The 19188-nt window shown below is 40.5% G+C and carries 13 protein-coding genes, 1 rRNA gene and 1 other annotated feature; of the genes, 4 read left to right on the top strand and 10 right to left on the bottom strand.

The window, feature by feature from the left end:
- From V6C17_RS02850 to V6C17_RS02835, 4 genes are all read right to left on the bottom strand, one after another.
- Nucleotides 1-90, bottom strand: a 16S ribosomal RNA gene (locus V6C17_RS02850); the annotation flags it as partial.
- A gap of 438 nt (nt 91-528) precedes the next feature.
- On the bottom strand, nt 529-1545 hold the full coding sequence (gene aroF / locus V6C17_RS02845) for a 3-deoxy-7-phosphoheptulonate synthase (protein WP_333521033.1): 1017 nt from the start codon (nt 1543-1545) through the stop codon (nt 529-531).
- 18 nt (nt 1546-1563) lie between these two features.
- Nucleotides 1564-2424 (bottom strand): prephenate dehydratase, encoded by an 861-nt coding sequence (pheA, locus tag V6C17_RS02840; protein ID WP_333521032.1) that lies wholly within the window; start codon nt 2422-2424, stop codon nt 1564-1566.
- Between the two features lie 55 nt (nt 2425-2479).
- Nucleotides 2480-2734, bottom strand: a binding site (T-box leader).
- A 115-nt stretch (nt 2735-2849) separates the two neighbouring features.
- Nucleotides 2850-4058, bottom strand: a complete 1209-nt coding sequence (locus tag V6C17_RS02835; RefSeq protein ID WP_333521031.1) for an EAL domain-containing protein — start codon at nt 4056-4058, stop codon at nt 2850-2852.
- 263 nt (nt 4059-4321) lie between these two features.
- Here V6C17_RS02835 and V6C17_RS02830 point away from each other — a divergent pair, with 263 nt between their 5' ends.
- The gene (locus V6C17_RS02830) at nt 4322-5878 is read left to right on the top strand and encodes an ABC-F family ATP-binding cassette domain-containing protein (protein ID WP_333521030.1); all 1557 of its coding nucleotides are present in this window, start codon (nt 4322-4324) and stop codon (nt 5876-5878) included.
- Between the two features lie 71 nt (nt 5879-5949).
- On the opposite strand, the gene V6C17_RS02825 is transcribed toward V6C17_RS02830, so the two are convergent.
- Nucleotides 5950-6810, bottom strand: coding sequence for a YitT family protein (locus tag V6C17_RS02825; RefSeq protein ID WP_333521029.1), 861 nt, complete (start codon nt 6808-6810; stop codon nt 5950-5952).
- A 114-nt stretch (nt 6811-6924) separates the two neighbouring features.
- On the opposite strand from V6C17_RS02825, the gene V6C17_RS02820 reads away from it, so the two are divergent.
- Nucleotides 6925-8112, top strand: coding sequence for a pyridoxal phosphate-dependent aminotransferase (locus tag V6C17_RS02820; RefSeq protein ID WP_333521028.1), 1188 nt, complete (start codon nt 6925-6927; stop codon nt 8110-8112).
- Nucleotides 8113-8173: 61 nt separating this feature from the next.
- Here the strand turns inward: V6C17_RS02820 and V6C17_RS02815 are convergent, their stop codons facing one another.
- From V6C17_RS02815 to gyrA, 3 genes are all read right to left on the bottom strand, one after another.
- A complete protein-coding gene (locus tag V6C17_RS02815; RefSeq protein WP_333521027.1) occupies nt 8174-11263 on the bottom strand; it encodes an efflux RND transporter permease subunit in 3090 nt (1029 codons plus the stop codon).
- The gene (locus V6C17_RS02810; protein ID WP_333521026.1) at nt 11263-12390 is read right to left on the bottom strand and encodes an efflux RND transporter periplasmic adaptor subunit; all 1128 of its coding nucleotides are present in this window, start codon (nt 12388-12390) and stop codon (nt 11263-11265) included. Before V6C17_RS02810 ends, V6C17_RS02815 begins: the two co-directional genes overlap by 1 nt.
- A gap of 256 nt (nt 12391-12646) precedes the next feature.
- Nucleotides 12647-15082, bottom strand: a complete 2436-nt coding sequence (gene gyrA / locus V6C17_RS02805) for a DNA gyrase subunit A (RefSeq protein WP_333521025.1) — start codon at nt 15080-15082, stop codon at nt 12647-12649.
- Nucleotides 15083-15303: 221 nt separating this feature from the next.
- Between gyrA and V6C17_RS02800 the strand changes: the two genes are divergently transcribed.
- Both V6C17_RS02800 and ytaF read left to right on the top strand, forming a co-directional pair.
- Nucleotides 15304-15948, top strand: a complete 645-nt coding sequence (locus V6C17_RS02800) for a hypothetical protein (RefSeq protein ID WP_333521024.1) — start codon at nt 15304-15306, stop codon at nt 15946-15948.
- Between the two features lie 59 nt (nt 15949-16007).
- Nucleotides 16008-16646 (top strand): sporulation membrane protein YtaF, encoded by a 639-nt coding sequence (gene ytaF / locus V6C17_RS02795; RefSeq protein WP_333521023.1) that lies wholly within the window; start codon nt 16008-16010, stop codon nt 16644-16646.
- 54 nt (nt 16647-16700) lie between these two features.
- Here the strand turns inward: ytaF and V6C17_RS02790 are convergent, their stop codons facing one another.
- Both V6C17_RS02790 and yhbH read right to left on the bottom strand, forming a co-directional pair.
- The gene (locus V6C17_RS02790; protein ID WP_333521022.1) at nt 16701-18002 is read right to left on the bottom strand and encodes a SpoVR family protein; all 1302 of its coding nucleotides are present in this window, start codon (nt 18000-18002) and stop codon (nt 16701-16703) included.
- Nucleotides 17999-19177: a sporulation protein YhbH gene (gene yhbH / locus V6C17_RS02785; RefSeq protein WP_333521021.1), complete on the bottom strand. Its 1179-nt coding sequence runs from the start codon at nt 19175-19177 to the stop codon at nt 17999-18001. Before yhbH ends, V6C17_RS02790 begins: the two co-directional genes overlap by 4 nt.
- Between the last annotated feature and the right edge of the window lie 11 nt (nt 19178-19188).

Here is a 19188-nt window from a genome sequence, read left to right as displayed (position 1 = left end):
CTAAGAATCATTGCTGATTCTCCGTTCGACTTGCATGTGTTAGGCACGCCGCCAGCGTTCGTCCTGAGCCAGGATCAAACTCTCCATAAAATTTATTTATGAAGAACCTTGATGGCTCTTTATAATTCGAAATTGCTTTTTGTTAATTCGTTTGCACGATTAACGTTTTGTGCTCAATGAGCACCGCACATCTGGCATTAATTCTTCTTACATTGTTTAGTTTTCAAGGAACACTTTGGTTTCACTTGCGTTCAACCTTATTTGACTCGCTGCCATCTGACAGCTTATCTATATTAACATAACTAATTTATCATGTCAACATATTCTTTTTGGTACTTTGTGCCACCGCTTATCGGCGACTTTTTATATTGTAGTATAGTTCGCCAATTAAGTCAATAGCTAAATTTGGTTACCTCGAGTATTATGCACAGATTAAACTTTGAATATTCGTTGAATTTATGATATTAAAATTTATTTTAATGACAGCAAAAGAAAGTCGCCTTTTAACTTGTTAAAAGGCGACTTTAATTATTCAGATTGAGTTTTCAGGAACTCCGACAATTTATATACATCATTCATTAATGACATATAATTCTTTGGATTAAGTGATTGCGGTCCATCTGATAACGCTTCAGCTGGATTCGGATGGACTTCGATCATCAGACCATCTGCACCTGCGGCAACTGCGGCCATGGACATCGGCCTAACTAGATGCCACTTTCCCGTTCCATGGCTTGGATCAACAATTACAGGCAAATGACTCAAATGTTTAAGAGCACCAACCGCGCTCAAATCAAGTGTATTGCGTGTGTACTCTTCGTAAGTTCGAATTCCCCTTTCACAGAGCACAACGTTATAGTTTCCCTCATTGACTATATACTCAGCAGCATGCAGCCATTCTTCAATAGTAGCAGATAAACCGCGCTTTAATAGCACTGGTTTCGAGGACCTGCCAACAGCTCTAAGAAGATGAAAATTCTGCATGTTCCTGGCCCCGATTTGCAACATGTCAGCATAGTTTGCAACTAAGTCAACTGCATTTGCATCAGTTACTTCTGTTACTATCTTAAGTCCTGTAGCAGCTTTAGCTTCTGCTAAATAAACAAGTCCTTCTTCCTCTAATCCTTGGAACGCATAAGGAGATGTACGCGGCTTATAGGCTCCACCTCTAAGAAACTGCGCTCCCCCTGCTTTTACAATCTCCGCTGCTTCTAATAACTGCTCTCTGCTCTCGACAGCACATGGACCGCCCATTACTACTAAGGCCCCCCCGCCTATTTTGACACCATCTACATCTACCACACTAGACTGAGGGTGGAAATCTCTACTAACCAACTTGTAGCTGGATGATATAGGTACAGCCTTTTCAACACCTTCTAGCGCCTCAACAGCTAAAGACATAATTGTTTTCTTATCCCCAATAATTCCAATAATCGTCCGGAACTCTCCCTCGACAATATGTGTTCTCAGCCCTACATTATGCACACGTCCAATTACCCTTTTAATTTGTTCAGCTGTCGCTGTTGGATTCATTACTATTACCATCTTATATGCCCCCTTGTTTTATAAATTTTGTATAGCATAAATGCTAAATGAGCCTAAATTTTTAAACCATCGACTTTTTGATTGTACCGAAGTCACTGCCGCCCTAACTTTCTCATCTTGTATTGTCCCTTCGATATCCAGAAAAAAGATGTACTCCCCTAGACCTGTTTTAGCTGGCCGAGATTCTATTCTTGTTAGATTTACTGATCGCAAAGCAAACTCTTGCAACAACTCGCATAAACTTCCTGGATTTTCCCCTTTAATTTGGCATACAATAGATGTTTTATACCTTTCGCCTTTAGATACTATGGGTTCTTTACTCAATACAACAAATCTAGTGCAGTTTTTATCATTATCCTGTATATCGGTAGCTTTTGAATCTAATCCATATAGTTTTCCAGCTCTTTCACTCCCAATAGCCGCACAGTTTGCCATGCCGCTCGCAACTAAATATGCAGCCTCTGCGGTACTCTCAACTGCCTTTAATTCTGCTGCCGGGTAAAAGCTCTTGATGTAATTACGGCATTGCGCCAATGCCTGACTATGAGAAATAATTGTTTTAATTTGCTGGGTATCTTTCTTTATTAATAGATTGTGACGTACTGACCAAATAATTTCTTTAGTGATGCAAAGGCTTACTTCGTGGGCGAGAGTGTCAAGAGTAACGTTTACAGACCCTTCAAGGGAGTTTTCTATCGGCACAACACTTTCAGTTACTTCTCCTGCCTCTACTGCCCTAATTGCACCATGGATAGTATTATATGGTGTAAACTTGCCCCATTCCCCTTTATATAACCCTAGCGCTATTTCTTCGCTATGTGTTCCCTGAGGACCTAGATATCCGATAATACGATCACATTTTGGGGACTCGGAAGACATTTAGCATCCCCTCCTTTAGCAATTAGTATTTTGAAAAATAAAAAAACCCCATCCAATAAAGGACGAGGTTTATATCTCGCGGTACCACCTTAATTATCTACGCAAAGTAGATATCTCAAAAAGTACGGGCTGATGCCGATACTCTCCTTCTGGTAACGGCGAAGGTATCCCGGCTCCACCTACCATCAAAAGTGACTTCAGTGGGCAGCTCCGAGGCGAACTTCAGCATAGTTTCAGTACCAGGCTCTCAACACCCCTGGCTCTCTGTAACAAAAATCCTATACCTACTTTTCCTCTTCACAGCTTCTAAACTATATTATGAGTATATAATATCACCTATTGCGATTCAGCGCAATAGTTTATTTGCTTTTTGTTATCTTGTGTTTTTTGTGCGTAAACATAAGTATACCATCAATAAACTCCGCTTATGGATTGAAATCAGCACACAAAATATACCCATGACCATGCCTGTCATGAAATGATGCAGACGATGTTATGCACAAATTCCCACTGGCAAGCGACATATAAGGGCGCGAAACATATTTTTCAACCCCTGCTTTAATGTACAGATAATAATCTTTAAGTGATTGATCTGCTCCAAACTTGCCGGCACGATATATTTTACGTTCATTCCGAAAGCATTTCTCACTACAGCAAATACTATCTGTTACTTGCTTTCCAGCCATATCAAGAATATAAAGATATTCTAATGAAGGAAACAAATTAACATATTTCTTGAGCTTAGTCTCAAAGGCAGCCTGTGATACTCTGCTTAGCTCTACAATAACAGTATTCATTATCTGATTATAGAATTTTAGGGTTTCCTGTTCATGCCTTATCGTTTTAATACGGGCGTTTTTATATTTATTCGCAATTGATTCAATTTTGATTGCACATGATTTTATAGTATCGCTGTTTATAATTTGAGGTCTAAGAAAATAATAGCCTTGCAGCAGGTCGGCACCTAATTCCAAACTAACTAATGCTTCATCCTCAGATTCTATTCCCTCCGCAACAACCAGGGCACCGACTTTCCGGGAAAGTCCAATTAAAGATTTAAATATTTCCTGCTTATAATTATCCTGATCAATGTTTTTTATTAGAGCTCTATCTACTTTTATAATGTCTGGTTTTAACTGCATCGTTCTATCAAGATTTGAACTACCAATCCCCATATCATCAACCGCTAGTAAAAAGCCGTATTCACGATGGGTTTGAGCAAATCTTCTTAAAGCATCTGTATCCTTTACATTAGCTTCAAGAATTTCGATAACCACATTCTCAGGCCTTATATTAAGCTGTCTAACTAAATTAATTAAATGCCCTGATCCGACTACCCCTTTATCGATAATAGACGTATGCAAATTCAAAAAGAGTAATAAATCATCATGCTTATCTTTAATTGCACTGAAGTTTTCTACCGCTCTCTCCCTACATAATCTATCTAGTTCTACAGTAAGACCATCTTCAACTGCTTTTTCCATTATATTAGGAAACGGAATTACCTGACCGGATTCAGGGCAAATAGCACGAGAAAGGGCTTCTAGACCTATAGTGGCTTTTGTTCTTGCAGATACTATAGGCTGAAAATAAGTAGTTATTCGCCTTTGTGTAATAAGATCTTCAATATTCATAACTCCGCCCCATATATGAGCATTAAGCAAAAAGACATACTTCGTCAGTTATGACTTAGTATGTCTGCGTTGACACTCAAAGTTTATATTTTGGCTTCATTGTACTTTGCTAGATACAACTATGTCAAGGACGATTCCAGGTTTTGTCCGTTGAGCAAAACCATTCCATTGATATCCAGACTTAATTTTTATCAAATTAATTGATTTAGAGACCGATATCCGCTAGACTACAATAGAAACTATTTATACTGCAGGTGACAAGAATGAGTGTATTAACCGTAGAAAATGTATCACATGGCTTTGGTGCTCGAGCCATCCTAGACAGCGCATCATTTCGCCTACTTAAAGGCGAACATGTCGGCTTAATCGGTGCCAACGGTGAGGGTAAATCAACCTTTTTAAATATTATTACCGGACAGCTTACACCAGACCAAGGAAAAGTTGAATGGTCCAACAGGGTAACGGTGGGTTATCTTGACCAGCATTCTGTTCTAACTAAAGGAAAAACAATTCGCGAAGCATTGCGCGAAGCCTTTAATGGTATGTTTGAGTTAGAAGCAGAAATGCTCGCCATTTACGATAAAATGGGTGAAGCTTCACCAACTGAACTTGATAAGATGATGGAAGAAGTCGGCGAAATACAAGATGTTTTAGAACACAATAGCTTCTATACTATTGATGCTAAAATAAATGAAATCGCTAACGGTCTCGGCCTTGGAGCAATCGGCCTTGAAAAAGATGTCGCCGATTTAAGCGGCGGTCAGCGTACAAAGGTTCTATTAACTAAGCTGCTTCTCCAAAACCCAACAATACTAATATTAGATGAGCCAACAAACTACCTAGATGTTGAACATATTGAATGGCTGAAGAATTATCTTAAAAATTACGAGAACAGCTTTATTCTAGTTTCTCACGATATTCCGTTTCTTAATGAGGTTGTAAATGTTATTTATCATGTCGAAAATACTGTTTTAACTCGTTATACCGGAAACTATGAACAGTTTCAACAGCTGCATGCCATAAAGAAAAGCCAAGAACAGCGCGCGTTTGAACGCCAGCAGCAAGAAATTGATCGTTTAGAGGATTTCGTTGCCCGCAATAAGGCGCGTGTTGCTACAAGAGGTATGGCTAACAGTCGCCAGAAACAACTTGATAAAATGGAAATCCTAGAAAAACCACGCGAGAAGCCTAAGCCAAGCTTTAAATTTAATGAAGCTCGCACGCCTAGCAGAAGGATAGTAGAAGCCGCGAATCTTGTTATTGGTTATAATGAACCACTTACAAGACCAGTCGATATACTGCTGGAAAGAGGGCAGAAAGTTGCTATTCGCGGTGTTAACGGTTTAGGAAAAACAACCTTGTTAAAAACTCTAATGGGAAAAATCCAGGCAGTTTCCGGGAATGTTGAGTTGGGTGATTATTTATTCCCTGGATATTTTGAGCAAGAATCTAACCGCGATAACCACAATACTGCAATCGAAGAAGTTTGGAATGAGTACCCTGGCATGACTAACTTTGAAGTTCGTGCAGCTTTGGCTCGCTGTGGATTAACTAATGAACATATTACTAGCAAGATGATGGTACTAAGCGGCGGAGAAAACGCAAAAGTTCGCCTTTGTAAGCTAATGCTTAAAGACATAAACTGGCTAGTAATGGATGAGCCGACGAACCACTTAGATGTCGAAGCAAAAGCAGAACTAAAAAGAGCGCTAATCGAATTTAAAGGAACGATTCTACTTGTTTCCCATGAACCCGACTTTTACGAAGACTGGGTTACTGATATCTGGAATGTAGAAGACTGGACAACAAAAATCGTTTAAAATTTATCAACATAAATAAAAGAGAACAGATTGTCGTTCGGCAATCTGTTCTCTTTACTTTTATATCTGAACTAATGAATCGCCTTTTTCTTAACACGGCCACCCATTACATCATGTACTTCGTTAATTGTAACAAAAGCATTTTCGTCTTTTTCCTGAACAATGAGTTTTAGTTTAGCTACTTCTAGACGAGTAACAACCGAATACAATACTTTCTTAGGCTCGCCAGTGTATCCACCTTCTCCATGCAAAACTGTCACTCCGCGTCCTAGCCGCGCCATTAGTGCATCAGCTATTTCATCCGGATTATCACTAACAATTAGGACAGCCTTAGATTCATCGAGACCTTCAATAACAATATCAATCACTTTAAAGGCAATATAATATGCTACTAATGAATACATCGCCTTATCCCATCCGAACACTAAGCCTGCTGATCCCAAAATAAACAAGTTCATAAACATTATGATTTCACCGACTGAAAAACTGGTTCGTTTGTCAAAAATAATCGCAACTATTTCAGTGCCGTCTAAGGATCCTCCATACCGTATAATGATACCGACGCCGACCCCGATCGTAATACCGCCAAACACTGCTGCCAAAAATAAATCCTGAGTTACACTTGGTATCGGAAGAAAAAACGCTACCCAATAAGCTAATGATAGTACCGAAAACAGAGTCGAAATAGTAAATGTCTTTCCTATTTGCATATACCCCAGATATAGAAATGGTATATTGAGGACTACGATAAAAAAGCTAAGCGGTAGCTGCGTAATATGGCTTAGCATAATAGAAATACCAATAATACCACCATCTATGATATTATTAGGAACTAAAAATATTTCTAAGCCAATAGATGTGATAATTGCCCCTATGAAGAGCAATAAATACTTTTTTATATAAGCGACTATCTTATTCTGCTTTTTTGGCATCAAACCGCCTCCTTTGTTAATATTTTAGCATAATTGATTTCTTTAGTAAAATTGGCATTATATGTTACAATATTTTTAGAAAATTGGCAACAATAGGCAAGGGAGCGAATCGAATTGAAAACTGCACATCGTTTAGGCAAGCTGGGTATGGAAAATGCTTTCGAAGTATTAGCTGAAGTTAATAAACTTAAATCTGCCGGCAGAGATGTTATCAGCTTTGCAATCGGCGAGCCGGATTTTGAAACACCAGCCAATATTAAGCAAGCTTGCATCAACGCTATTAACAGCAACCATACCCATTACGGTCCGTCAAATGGCATTCTTCCCTTAAGAGAGGCAATAGCCGATTATATATCACAAACCCGCCGTATACCTGTTAAAGCGAATGAAGTTGTTGTTATGCCAGGCGGCAAGCCAGTTATATATTACACTATTCATGCGCTTGTTGATCCTGGCGATGAGGTAATCTATCCAAATCCGGGCTTCCCTATTTACGAGTCAGTCATTAATTTCGTAGGAGGAGTCCCCATTCCCGCCCCTTTAATTGAAGAAAAGAACTTTAATTTTGATACCGAGCAGTTAGAAAAACTTATCACTCCGAAGACTAAGCTTATAATACTCAACAGTCCGCAAAACCCTACTGGCGGAATGCTTACAAAACAAAATCTTGAAGAAATTGCCCGTATTGCTATCACTAATAACCTTTGGGTTCTTTCAGACGAAATTTACAGCCGTATTATTTATGACGGCGAATTTTTGAGCATTAGTTCATTGCCAGGCATGAAGGATCGCACTATTATATTAGACGGTTTTTCCAAAACATATGCTATGACTGGCTGGCGTCTAGGCTATGGAGTTATGAACGAAACTTTGGCCGAGCATATGACACGCCTGGAAACTAATTGCGAGTCTTGCACCAATACTTTTATTCAGCATGCGGGAATCGAAGCCTTACAAGGTCCGCAAGATTCAGTTCTTGAAATGGTTGCTGAGTTTAAATTTAGACGAAATTTAATTGTTGCGGGTTTAAATGACATTCGCGGTATTTGCTGTAAAATGCCAAGCGGAGCTTTTTATGCTTATCCTAACGTTACTGAAGCCTGCAAAAATCTTGGCTTTGGAACTGCCAAAGAGCTGCAGCAATACTTATTGCATCAAGCTGGAGTTGCAGTTCTCCCAGGTACGTCCTTTGGTGCTAGAAATAAAAATGACCCCAACGAATACCTACGGTTTTCCTATGCAACATCACAAGAAAATATACTTAAAGGCTTGCAGCTTATAAAGCAGGCTATTGAAAAGTAGTTATCGCTTCTTATAAAACTGAAAAATGCAAAAAAGAGTTGCCGCATTGCGGCAACTCTTTTTACGCTGAGTGGGAGGCTTTCCGATTATTGATTTTTTGCTTTAATCTGTCAATCAATAGATAAACAAGCGGAACTACAACCAAAGTTAATAATGTTGAGGTAATTAATCCGCCTACAAGTACAACCCCCATAGATTGACGAAGCTCTGCTCCGGCACCAACTCCTAATGCAATTGGCAGCATACCAAATATCATTGCCGCTGTTGTCATTAAGATTGGTCGTAATCTTACCGTTCCAGCTTCAATTAAGGCTTCGATGATATCAGCGCCCTCTTCTCGCCGCTGATTTGCATAGTCAACAAGCAAGATGGCATTCTTCGTTACAAGTCCCATCAGCATAATTACACCGATAAGAGACATAATGTTAATCGTTTGCCCTGCAATTAAGAGACCTAGAATTGCGCCTGTCAACGAGAACGGCAGCGATAACATGATAGTAAACGGATGAATAAAGCTTTCAAACTGAGCGGCCAGCACCATGTAAATCAATACTATCGCCAGCATTAAGGCTTTAGCAATCTCCATAAATGAATCTTGCATTGTCTGAGCCTGTCCAACAAAACGGTAACTATATCCTGTTGGTAAATTCATATCTTTTACTAATACTTCAGCTTTATTCATAATATCACCAGCAGACACTCCGGCAACATTAGAATAAACAATTACCTGGCGCTGACGCGCTTCGCGGTTTATCTGAGTAGGACCAGAAGATAACTCAACATTAGCGACATCTCCAAGTCGAATAAATGATCCTGACTTAGAAGCTATTAAAAGATTAGCTACGTCGTTTACGTTTGAGCGGCTTTGATCCTGGAGCTGAACGCGAATCTTATAATCTTTGTCACCGGCGTTATATTGGTTGCGGGTAGTACCTCCAAGAAACGCCATCTGTACAGTGCTAGCTACTGTAGAAGCATCTAACCCTGCATCACTCATTTTTAGTGTATCTAGAACTACCTGGACTTCTGGTGCAGATTGTTCACTTGAAATATCAACATCAACTGTTCCAGGTATCTTTTTAATTTTATCAGCTAATTCCTGAGCTAATTTATTGAGTTGGTCAAGCTCAGAGCCCCTAAAGGCAATTTGAACTGGACTGGAATTTCCTCGGCCAGCTCCCTGCCCCGAGGAAACGACCACTTTTAAGTTGCCAACATTGCCAAATTCATGACGCAAATCATCCATAATTTGGTTCATCGAACGAGACCGCTTACTGCTAGATGTTAACTTTACACCAATTGTTGCTTTATTAGCACCACCTGAGCCTACTGTTGCATAAGCTATTTCCTTTTCAGGTATGGCAAGCACAGTCTCCTCTATCGGCCCTATTAATTCTTTCATTTTTTCGAGCGATGTTCCTGCCGGCGCAGTCATCGTAACGCTAAATTCGCCTGAGTCATAACTTGGCTGAAATTCCGTTCCGATAAAAGGCATAAATAAAAAGTTGACAAATAGGGATAAGACAGCAGCAGCTACAAGCTTTTTCGGATGATCTAATGCCCATACCAGCAGTTTGCGGTAACTTTCTTGAAGCGACTGGAAACCAGCTTCAAATTTTCCCAGTACTTGTTTAAGCTTACGCTTTACTCCGGTTGGCTCATCATCATTTTTATCATGAGGTTTTAGCCAGTAAGCCGACAAGGTAGGCGTAAGGGTCAACGCAACAAAAAGGGAAAAAGCAACTGCAAACGCAACTGTCAGACCAAATTGTTTAAAGTATTGGCCAATTATGCCAGTCATACTTCCGACAGGTACGAAAACTGCCAAAATAGATAACGTTGTCGCCATTACAGCCAGAGAGATCTCCGATGTGCCGTCACGTGCTGCTTCAAATGGCGTTTTACCTTGCTCCATATGCCTAAAGATGTTTTCGATTACTACGATAGCATCATCGATAAGAATACCAACCGCAAGACTAAGTCCCATGAGAGACATAGTATTTAGGGTGAAATTCATCGTTTTCATTAAGAAAAACGTTGCGACTACAGACGCTGGAATTGCCAACGCCCCAATAATTGTCGCTCTTGTATTCTGTAAAAACAGAAAGGTAATAATTACTGCTAGCAAACCGCCAAACAGCAGCGACATCAATACATCATGCACACTGTCACGAATATATACCGAGCTGTCATTTGTGATAGCTACTTTAACGTCAGGTGGCAGTTTAGCTTGCATGTCGCTAATAGCTTTTTTTACATTATCAGCTACGTTAACGGTGTTTGTTCCAGACTGTTTTTGCACAGATATTAATACACTTTGTGATCCATTTGTGCGTGCTAATACAGATTCTTCAGCCCAACCATCAACAACTGTGGCAACATCACTGAGCCTGATAAGCCTTCCATCCTGGTTGGCAACAATGACATTTTTAATGTTGTCTACACTGCGGTATTTACCAATAGTACGGACAGTTAACTGTGTGCCATTCTCAGAAACCTTACCGCCAGGAGCATTAAGATTTTGGCTATTAACAGCTTCTAAAATCTGTCCCATCGAAATCTTGTATGATGCTAACTTATTAGCATCAACGGCTATTCCAATCTCACGATCAGAAGATCCATATATACTTACATCAGCTACGCCGTCAATACGCTGCAATTCATCTTTTACAACATCGACAGCCAGTTTACGTATCTCCCCTGGACTGCGGGTATCTGAAGATAAACTAAAGGTAGCTATGGCCTGTGCAGAAATATCAAAGCGCTGAACTACTGGCTCATCTATTCCGTCAGGAAGTCTTTTTCTCACACCCGCTACCTTCTCGCGAACTTCGTTTGCCGCAAGCTTCGGATCGGTTCCAAAATTAAACTCAATTGTAGTCTGCGAAACCCCTTCACGGGTGACAGATGTCAAATTCTTAATACCTGATAACGAACTTACCGCATCCTCTACAGGCTTGGTTATTAAGCTTTCCATTTCTTCTGGAGAAGCTCCCGGAAAGGAAACTGATATGCTGACAAGAGGAAAATCGACATCAGGATACAGATCTATACCGAGTTTAGGATAAGCTCCAACTCCAAATACAACTAATAACATTACCAGCATTACTGTAAATACTGGTCTTTTAATAAACGTTGCGATTCCGCCCATTACAGACCACCATCCCCCGATGGAGTAATTTGAACTCCGTCTCTGAGTTTGTTATGACCTGCGGCTGCGATACTTTCTCCTTCATTAACGCCTTCCAGTATCTCAACCCAGCCTGCTTCAACAACGCCTACTTTTAGCACACGCTGCTGGACTACATTGTCGGCCCCTACTACAAATACAGTCTTTTGGTCATCTCTCATAACAAGGGCGCTTTCTGGAATAGCTAAAACACCAGCATGTACCTTTGTTGGTATTTCAACTTTAGCAAACATGCCAGCCTTGAGAATTGCCTTATCATTCGGAATTGTAATCTCAGCCGTGAAAGTACGGGCTGGCAGTGCTGCCATTGGCGAAATACGAGTCACAACACCATTGAATTTCTGTCCAGATAACGCATCAACCGCAACCACAACATCTGTCCCTACAGATAAGTTAGCTACCTGGGATTCGCCAACAGTTGCTTTAGCTAATAGTGTTGTTGTATCAGCAACAGTTACTAGTGGAGTACCAGTTCTCGCAAACGTACCAGTCTGCATAAAACGCTTAGTTACCACACCGGATTTCGGTACAGTAACATTGGCATTATTAAGTTTTTCCTGCATTAAATTCAATGCACCTTGCGCAGCCTTCACCTGACCAGCGCTTGAATTACGTTTAGTTCTAGCATTATCGAGCATTTGGGCTGAAACTGCGCCCTGTTCTGCTAATGAAGCATACCGGCTATAATCAAGTTCTGCCTGTTCAAGGTTCGACTGTGCTGCCATAAGATTGCCTTGTGCCTGAATAACTTGCGCTTGTAAATCGTTAACATCTAAGACTGCTACGATCGCGCCAGCTTCCACCATATCTCCTTCATTAACATTTAACACGTCTATTCGCCCATCTACTTTAGCCGATATATCGGCAGTCCAAATCGGATCAAGATTTGCCGAAAAAGTCATAGTAGGGTTAATATCACGTCGTCCAATCTGAACGACTTGTACAGCTACAGCTTTATTCTTGGCCATGTTTTCGGCACGAACTTTATTGGCCGCTACGTTCCCGTAAATTCGATAGCCGATAATGCCAGTGAATACAAGCATCACTGTAATTATGAGTGATATTTTTTTCTTATTTCCAGTAAGCATCACAGCTCATCCTTTCTAATGCCCAGAAGGGGCTGACTGGTTAGTCAACTGTGATTATATCAAAGTTTGTGGCAAAATGATATACTATTTCAGCTGTTTTTTATATCCACAAAATTAACTTTTGATGGAATTACTGGAGTATTTATCTATTATTATATTCGCAAGCAAGTGGCAAGCATGGAGCGCTAACAATGACCACCGAGCAAGTTAAACGACAATAAAAAAGGCTGCGAGCAACCTGCTCGCAGCCTTTATATTAATCACTGTCAGCTTTTTTTTCTACCGAAGCTAGTGCTACAACTTTGTCATTCTCGCCTGTTTTCATAAGCTTTACGCCTTGAGTATTGCGGCTGATTACTGAGATTTCATCAACATCAATTCTGATAACGATGCCTTCAGTTGTAATTAACATTAGCTCTAGTCCTGGGCGTACGACTTTCAATCCGACTACGTGACCGGTTTTATCGGTTACTTTGGTGTTTATTACACCTTTACCGCCACGAGACTGATTGCGATACTCTGTAACAGGAGTACGTTTTCCATACCCTTCAGCTGTTACCGTCAGCACTTCGCCCTCTTTGCGCAAGGTATCCATACCTACAACTACATCATCTTTCTGTAGGCGTATTCCTCTTACCCCATGCGCTGTACGCCCCATAGAGCGTACATCAGTTTCCTGGAAGGATATTGCCAGACCATCCCGAGTACCTAGAATCACATAATGATCACCACTCGTTAGCTTAACGCCGATTAAATCATCATCTTCATCAAGCGATATAGCAATAAGACCAGTTTTTCGGGCTGTATCAAAATCCATTAGCTCTGTCTTCTTGACTATACCTTTTTTGGTTGCCATGAAGAGAAACTTACGATTAGTAAACTCCTTAATAGGAATAACCGCCGTCACTTTTTCTTTGGCCTCTAATGGAAGAATGTTAATTATTGATGTGCCTTTTGCCGTCCGGCTAGCCTCTGGTATTTCATAGCCTTTGAGGCGATAAACACGGCCGCGGTTAGTAAAGAATAGGATATTATGATGAGTTGTTGTAACAAAAAGATGTTCAACAAAGTCTTCTTCTTTAGTTCCCATGCCTGTTACACCACGTCCGCCGCGCTTTTGGCTGCGGTATGTATCTACTGGCAGGCGCTTAATATAATTGCCGTGGGTTACAGTAATAACTATATCTTCCTCAGCAATTAGATCTTCAACCTCAAGTTTGGATACATCGCTAGTAATAACAGTTCGACGCTCATCAGCAAAACGTTTTTTAACGTCTAAAAGTTCGTCTTTAATAAGCCCTAGTACTTTGCTCTCATCTGCCAAGACCGACTCCAACCATTCAATAGTTTCTAGGATATCCTTATATTCTTGCTCAATCTTATCGCGTTCTAACCCTGTTAAGCGCTGTAGACGCAAGTCGAGAATAGCTTGTGCTTGTTTCTCGGATAAATCGAAACCATCGATTAGGGCATTACGAGCAATTTCTACAGTCTTGGACTCGCGAATGGTAGAAATTACAGCGTCAATTTGATCTAACGCAATTTTTAAGCCTTCTAAAATATGTGCTCTTGCTTTGGCTTTTTCTAATTCGTATTTAGTTCTTCTGACAATAACATCTTTTTGATGTTCTAGGTAGTAATAGAGCACTTCATGAAGATTAAGTACACGAGGTCTTCCATCAACCAATGCCAGCATTATTATACCGAAGGTATCTTGCATTTGGGTATGTTTATACAACTGGTTTAATACAACATCTGGGTTTACATCGCGCCGAAGCTCGATGACAATCCGCATTCCTGTACGGTCACTTTCATCGCGAAGATCGGTAATACCATCAATAACTTTATCTCTTACCAGTTCAGCAATTTTCTCAATTAGTTTTGCTTTGTTTACCTGATAAGGAATCTCGCTTACTAATATTCGATGCTTGCCATTTAACATCTTCTCGACGCGCGCTTGGGCCCGCATTTTTACCACACCACGTCCTGTAGTATATGCTTGCCTAATTCCTTCTCGTCCTAATATCAGACCGGCAGTTGGAAAATCAGGACCTTTTATCGCCATCATTAGTTCTTGGATTGTAACCTCTGGCTTCTCAATCATCATCAAGAGTCCATCGACTACTTCTCCAAGATTATGCGGAGGTATGTTAGTGGCCATTCCAACAGCAATACCAGCAGAGCCGTTTACCAAAAGATTTGGTATCTTAGCCGGCAATACTTTAGGTTCTTTTAAAGATTCATCATAGTTCGGCGTAAAGTCAACAGTATCCTTTTCAATATCTTCCAGCATTGATTCAGCCACGCGTGACATCCGCACTTCTGTATAACGCATAGCTGCAGCCGAATCACCATCAACTGAACCGAAGTTACCATGTCCATCCACTAATAAATAACGGGTCGAAAAAGGCTGCGCTAAGCGTACAGCGGCATCATAAACCGAGCTATCACCATGCGGATGATATTTACCCAAAACTTCACCGACGATACGGGCTGATTTCTTATACGGTTTATTAGGTGCCATACCAGCTTCATGCATAGCATATAATATTCGCCGATGAACCGGCTTCAAACCGTCACGAACATCTGGCAATGCCCGCATAACAATAACGCTCATAGCATAGTCAATATAGGAATTTTTCATTTCCTCTTCAATACGAATAGGTAAAACTTTTCCTAAACTAAAATCCACATTCTCACCTCAAACTACAACTTAAAAAGCTTGAACAACTAGCATTTTTACATAGAAATATCAACTTCTAATTATAACATATATTTTCCCTATCCATGCAAAAAATTCCTCTCTTTTATACTACTTTTTAAGTTAAAAGTAAATTGTAACAAAAAAAAAGCCCTCACCATATATTAACGTGAAAGCATTTCAGTATTTTTGCTGCAGGAGGCTGACGCAATATGGAAATGGGGTTATTTTATGTAATACTTCTAGGAATCGCAGTAAGCATAGATGGTTTTGTAGCTGGTGCTGCTTATGGTCTAAAGAATATCCGCATGCCGGTAAAATCACTAGGCATAGTATTCCTTGTTACAGGTATTTGCAGTTCACTAGCAATGCTAGCCGCCTACGCCCTAGAGCAGTATATCAACACGCATGTAGCGTTGCTGTTAGGCGCATTCCTTCTAGTACTTTTAGGAGGCTGGAGTTTATTTCAGCAGTACCTTACTAAGGACGTTGAACCTTTCGAAATTGATGGCGAGGTGACAGCGAAAAAACTCACGTTTTCTATCGGCCGTTTAGTTATAAGTATTATGTCTAAACCCGAGACTGCCGACGTTGATAAACTAGGCTACATCAGCCCCTTGGAGGCAGTTTTTCTAGGCTTAGCTGTAGGTGCGGACGGTGCGGTGGGAACCTTCGCGGCAGCTTTGATGGGTATGCTGCCAATTTATACGCCACTAATTATCGGGTTAATACACGCTATTTGCGTTGGGGCCGGATGCTATTCTTCAGCTAGATTTATTCCTGAAAGACTAAAAAAGCGATTCCCTTATCTTCCCGGAGCGTTACTGATAATATTGGGGCTGATAAGATTAGGTTAAAACTTTGCTAAATCCTTCCCGGATTACTGCTACATAAGCTAACAAGGAGGCGCTAAGAAATGAACATTTTTTATGCTATATTTCTCGGGTTTGCCGTTAGTCTTGATGGCTTTATTGCCGGGATAGCTTATGGATTAAAAAATATCAAAATACCACTGACATCCTTATTAATAGTAGGCATTGTAACTATATTTTGCACGGCTACTGCAATGTTTTGTGCTGACTTTCTCATTCAATATATCAACCCTAACTTAGCTTTATTCTGCGGCTCATTATTACTTATAGCGATCGGTACTATCAGCCTTTTCCAGGAATATCTTACGAAGAATGTAAAGTCCTTTGAAGCTGACGGCGAAATAACCGCTCGTAAGCTTACTATCTCGGTTGGTCGCTTAGTAATAAATATTATGGCAAAACCTGAGACAGCTGACGTAGACCATTCAAATCGTATTAGCTCTATTGAAGCAATATTTCTTGGTCTTGCACTCGGTATCGATAATATGGTTGCAACTTTCGCCGCTTCATTAATGGGATTTTTACCAATATACACACCTTTACTTATGGGGTTAATACAGATACTTGTTGTATCTGCAGGCATATACGCTTCATCCCGCATCATGTCTGAACGGCTGAAAAGACGCTTCCCCTACCTCCCCGGTACCTTACTAATTTTAATTGGCCTGCTGCGCCTTGGTTAATAACTTTATTTTAAAAGGATACGGTCTGAAGCTATAGCTTCAGACCGTATCCTTTTAACCGTCAAGCAGCAATACAATTTTGTTTTCACTGCAGCTAATTATTTTATTCTTACCGTTTAATGTAGTACACAAGTCGACCTTTCCGCCCCACAAATCAACAACATATTTCACTGTTTCCTTTGCATAATTGAGCTCTAACTCCCGCCCGTCAAAGGCATGCTGCAATACAAGTGTTCCTTTGTCAGCCGAAACTGGTGTGATGACCGGAATATTACCTAATCCAACACTATTAGCAAGCTCGTCACGTACCGTCCTCCAGCCATTTTCATCCGATATTTCCTTAACAACTATATCTGTCCCTCTAGCCTGAAAAGAGAACAAATGCATCTCTTCGCACAATTCTTTGTTCAGGTATCGTCGTAAGAAGGATTGGTCACGTTCTTCGGCTCTTATCTCCATAATCTTGTTGTGTCCATCTGGTTGTTTCGCTAAATACTCAAACATTTTAAAACCGACGAAATACGGATTTATTCGCCCCTCAAAAGGCCTAACTACTAAGTTGTGACGTTGGAGAAATTCCAGATGTAACTGGGCAGGTAATTCCAGCTCATTCAAAAGCTTATAGTGCCAGTAGCTGGCCCACCCCTCATTCATAATCTTAGTTTCAATTTGCGGAATAAAATAAGCTGTTTCTTCCCTTACTATATTAATTAAATCTCGTTCCCACTCACATAGCTTACCCCGCTCGGCAAGAAAGCCAAGTAAATCATCTTTTAGGCGATCTGGCACCGATTCCTGCGCATCCTTTAGAACCGCTTGACGATCTACTGGATTAATAATACCATTACGCCTGGTCTGATATCTTAATGCATGTGCGGCATCAATAATTCTTTCTACTTTTTCTGGCCCAATAAAGGGGTCATGAATGTAGTTTCTAACCCTGTCTGCATGAGCTTTAAACATTTCTACCGTAAGCTCAGCTCTTGTATCTCGTTTAAACAGCCGATTATTCTTGAAGAAATCATTATGGCCATAAACATGGGCCATTGTTAGAATTTGAAGCGTTAAGGTATTATCTTTCATAAGATAAGCTAGACATGGATCTGAATTTATTACCATTTCATACGGAAGCCCGACTAAGTTATACGTGTAAAAAGTCTTTTGTCGTTCATAAGCTTTGCCAAAGCTCCAGTGAGGGTAATGGGAGGGCATCCCTACATAAGCCTCATAGCATAGCATATCTTCATAAGTGCATATCTCGAAATGCTGCTCATAGCAATCTAAGTCTGTAGCCCTAACCAATTCTTCAATTCTTTCATTCCAAACCTCTAGATCCTTAGCGGTATAGTTTGTCAACTGCCATCACTCCCGGCATCGCTTTGTTTATCCAGTATTTTCTTGAAGGCAGGCCAAATATCTTCTTGCTTATTCATTAGAGCTATGACAAAGTTATCTAACTTCAATTCTTTCTCAAAGTCACGTCTGATCGTAACATTCCAACCGTGGCTGAATGCAATTTCACCATAACCGAATAATACACAAACCTCACACAGTCTTCGCGCTAATGCAATGGCTTTGGCATTATCATCGCCCCAGTTATCGCCATCAGAGCAGTGAAAAGCGTAAATATTCCAAACCTCTGGCGTATAGCGCTGTTCAATAATCTCTAAAGCTTTAGCGTAGCCGCTGCTGATTACTGTACCGCCAGCTTCGCCGCGGTGGAAAAACTCCCACTCTGTTACCTCCTTGGCCTCTGTGGTATGAGCGATAAAAACAACCTCTACATGCTGATATTTCCAACGGACAAACTGGTAGAGGAGAAAGTAGAAACTGCGTGCTAGATACTTCTTGGTTTGATCCATTGATCCTGAAGTATCCATAATACAGATGATAACAGCATTCGCTCGATGCTGAATATCCTCACGTACCCTATGGTAGCGTAAATCATCTTCCCTAAAAGGTATTCGCTCAGGTACAGGTAAACCTGCCTCTTCCTGACTCCGTTTTATTCCTTGTTCACGTTTAAGTTTTTCTACAACTGTTCGTTTTTTTGCTAAACGCGGTGGGATACCCTTCCGTTGATAACCTAATCTTTTATATTCGGTCTGGGTTTCGACCAGCCCATACTTTTTACGATCCATATCAGGCAGTTTGAGCTGATCAAACAGGTAGCTTACAATCTCATCCATGGTTACTTCAGTTTCGTAGATTTCTTCGCCTGGTTCATTTCCTGGCTGACCTTGACCAGCTTGAGTCTGATCATTAATCTTGCCTACGACCTGGCCTTTTTTTTCATTTCCAGTACCAGAAGCCGTACCGCCGCTGTTCTTTCCGTAAACAAATTGATATTCTTTAATACCTTTAACGGGTATTTTAATTTTTTTATTTTTACTCTGACCGATAATACTTTCTTCGGCTATTATATCACCTAGGTTGCGTTTGATTGCGTTCTCCATGATTTGCCTATGGCGTTTCCTATCATATTGAGAGCGGTCAGAATGGTCAGTGCTGCCGTCTTTAAATATTGCCATGACTGCTCCCC

It is taken from the genome of Dendrosporobacter sp. 1207_IL3150 (assembly GCF_036763085.1).
Classification (GTDB): Bacteria; Bacillota; Negativicutes; order DSM-1736; family Dendrosporobacteraceae; genus JBAIYU01.
The sequence above is the reverse complement of the archived record's forward strand: the minus strand, read 5'-3'. Positions and strand labels throughout refer to the sequence as shown.

Bases quoted from the DNA above. Each gene is read 5' to 3' on its own strand.
- aroF (WP_333521033.1), bottom strand. From the start codon at position 1,545: ATGGTAATAGTAATGAATCCAACAGCGACAGCTGAACAAATTAAAAGG.
- pheA (WP_333521032.1), bottom strand. From the start codon at position 2,424: ATGTCTTCCGAGTCCCCAAAATGTGATCGTATTATCGGATATCTAGGT.
- V6C17_RS02835 (WP_333521031.1), bottom strand. From the start codon at position 4,058: ATGAATATTGAAGATCTTATTACACAAAGGCGAATAACTACTTATTTT.
- V6C17_RS02830 (WP_333521030.1), top strand. From the start codon at position 4,322: ATGAGTGTATTAACCGTAGAAAATGTATCACATGGCTTTGGTGCTCGA.
- V6C17_RS02825 (WP_333521029.1), bottom strand. From the start codon at position 6,810: ATGCCAAAAAAGCAGAATAAGATAGTCGCTTATATAAAAAAGTATTTA.
- V6C17_RS02815 (WP_333521027.1), bottom strand. From the start codon at position 11,263: ATGGGCGGAATCGCAACGTTTATTAAAAGACCAGTATTTACAGTAATG.
- V6C17_RS02810 (WP_333521026.1), bottom strand. From the start codon at position 12,390: ATGCTTACTGGAAATAAGAAAAAAATATCACTCATAATTACAGTGATG.
- V6C17_RS02800 (WP_333521024.1), top strand. From the start codon at position 15,304: ATGGAAATGGGGTTATTTTATGTAATACTTCTAGGAATCGCAGTAAGC.
- ytaF (WP_333521023.1), top strand. From the start codon at position 16,008: ATGAACATTTTTTATGCTATATTTCTCGGGTTTGCCGTTAGTCTTGAT.
- yhbH (WP_333521021.1), bottom strand. From the start codon at position 19,177: ATGGCAATATTTAAAGACGGCAGCACTGACCATTCTGACCGCTCTCAA.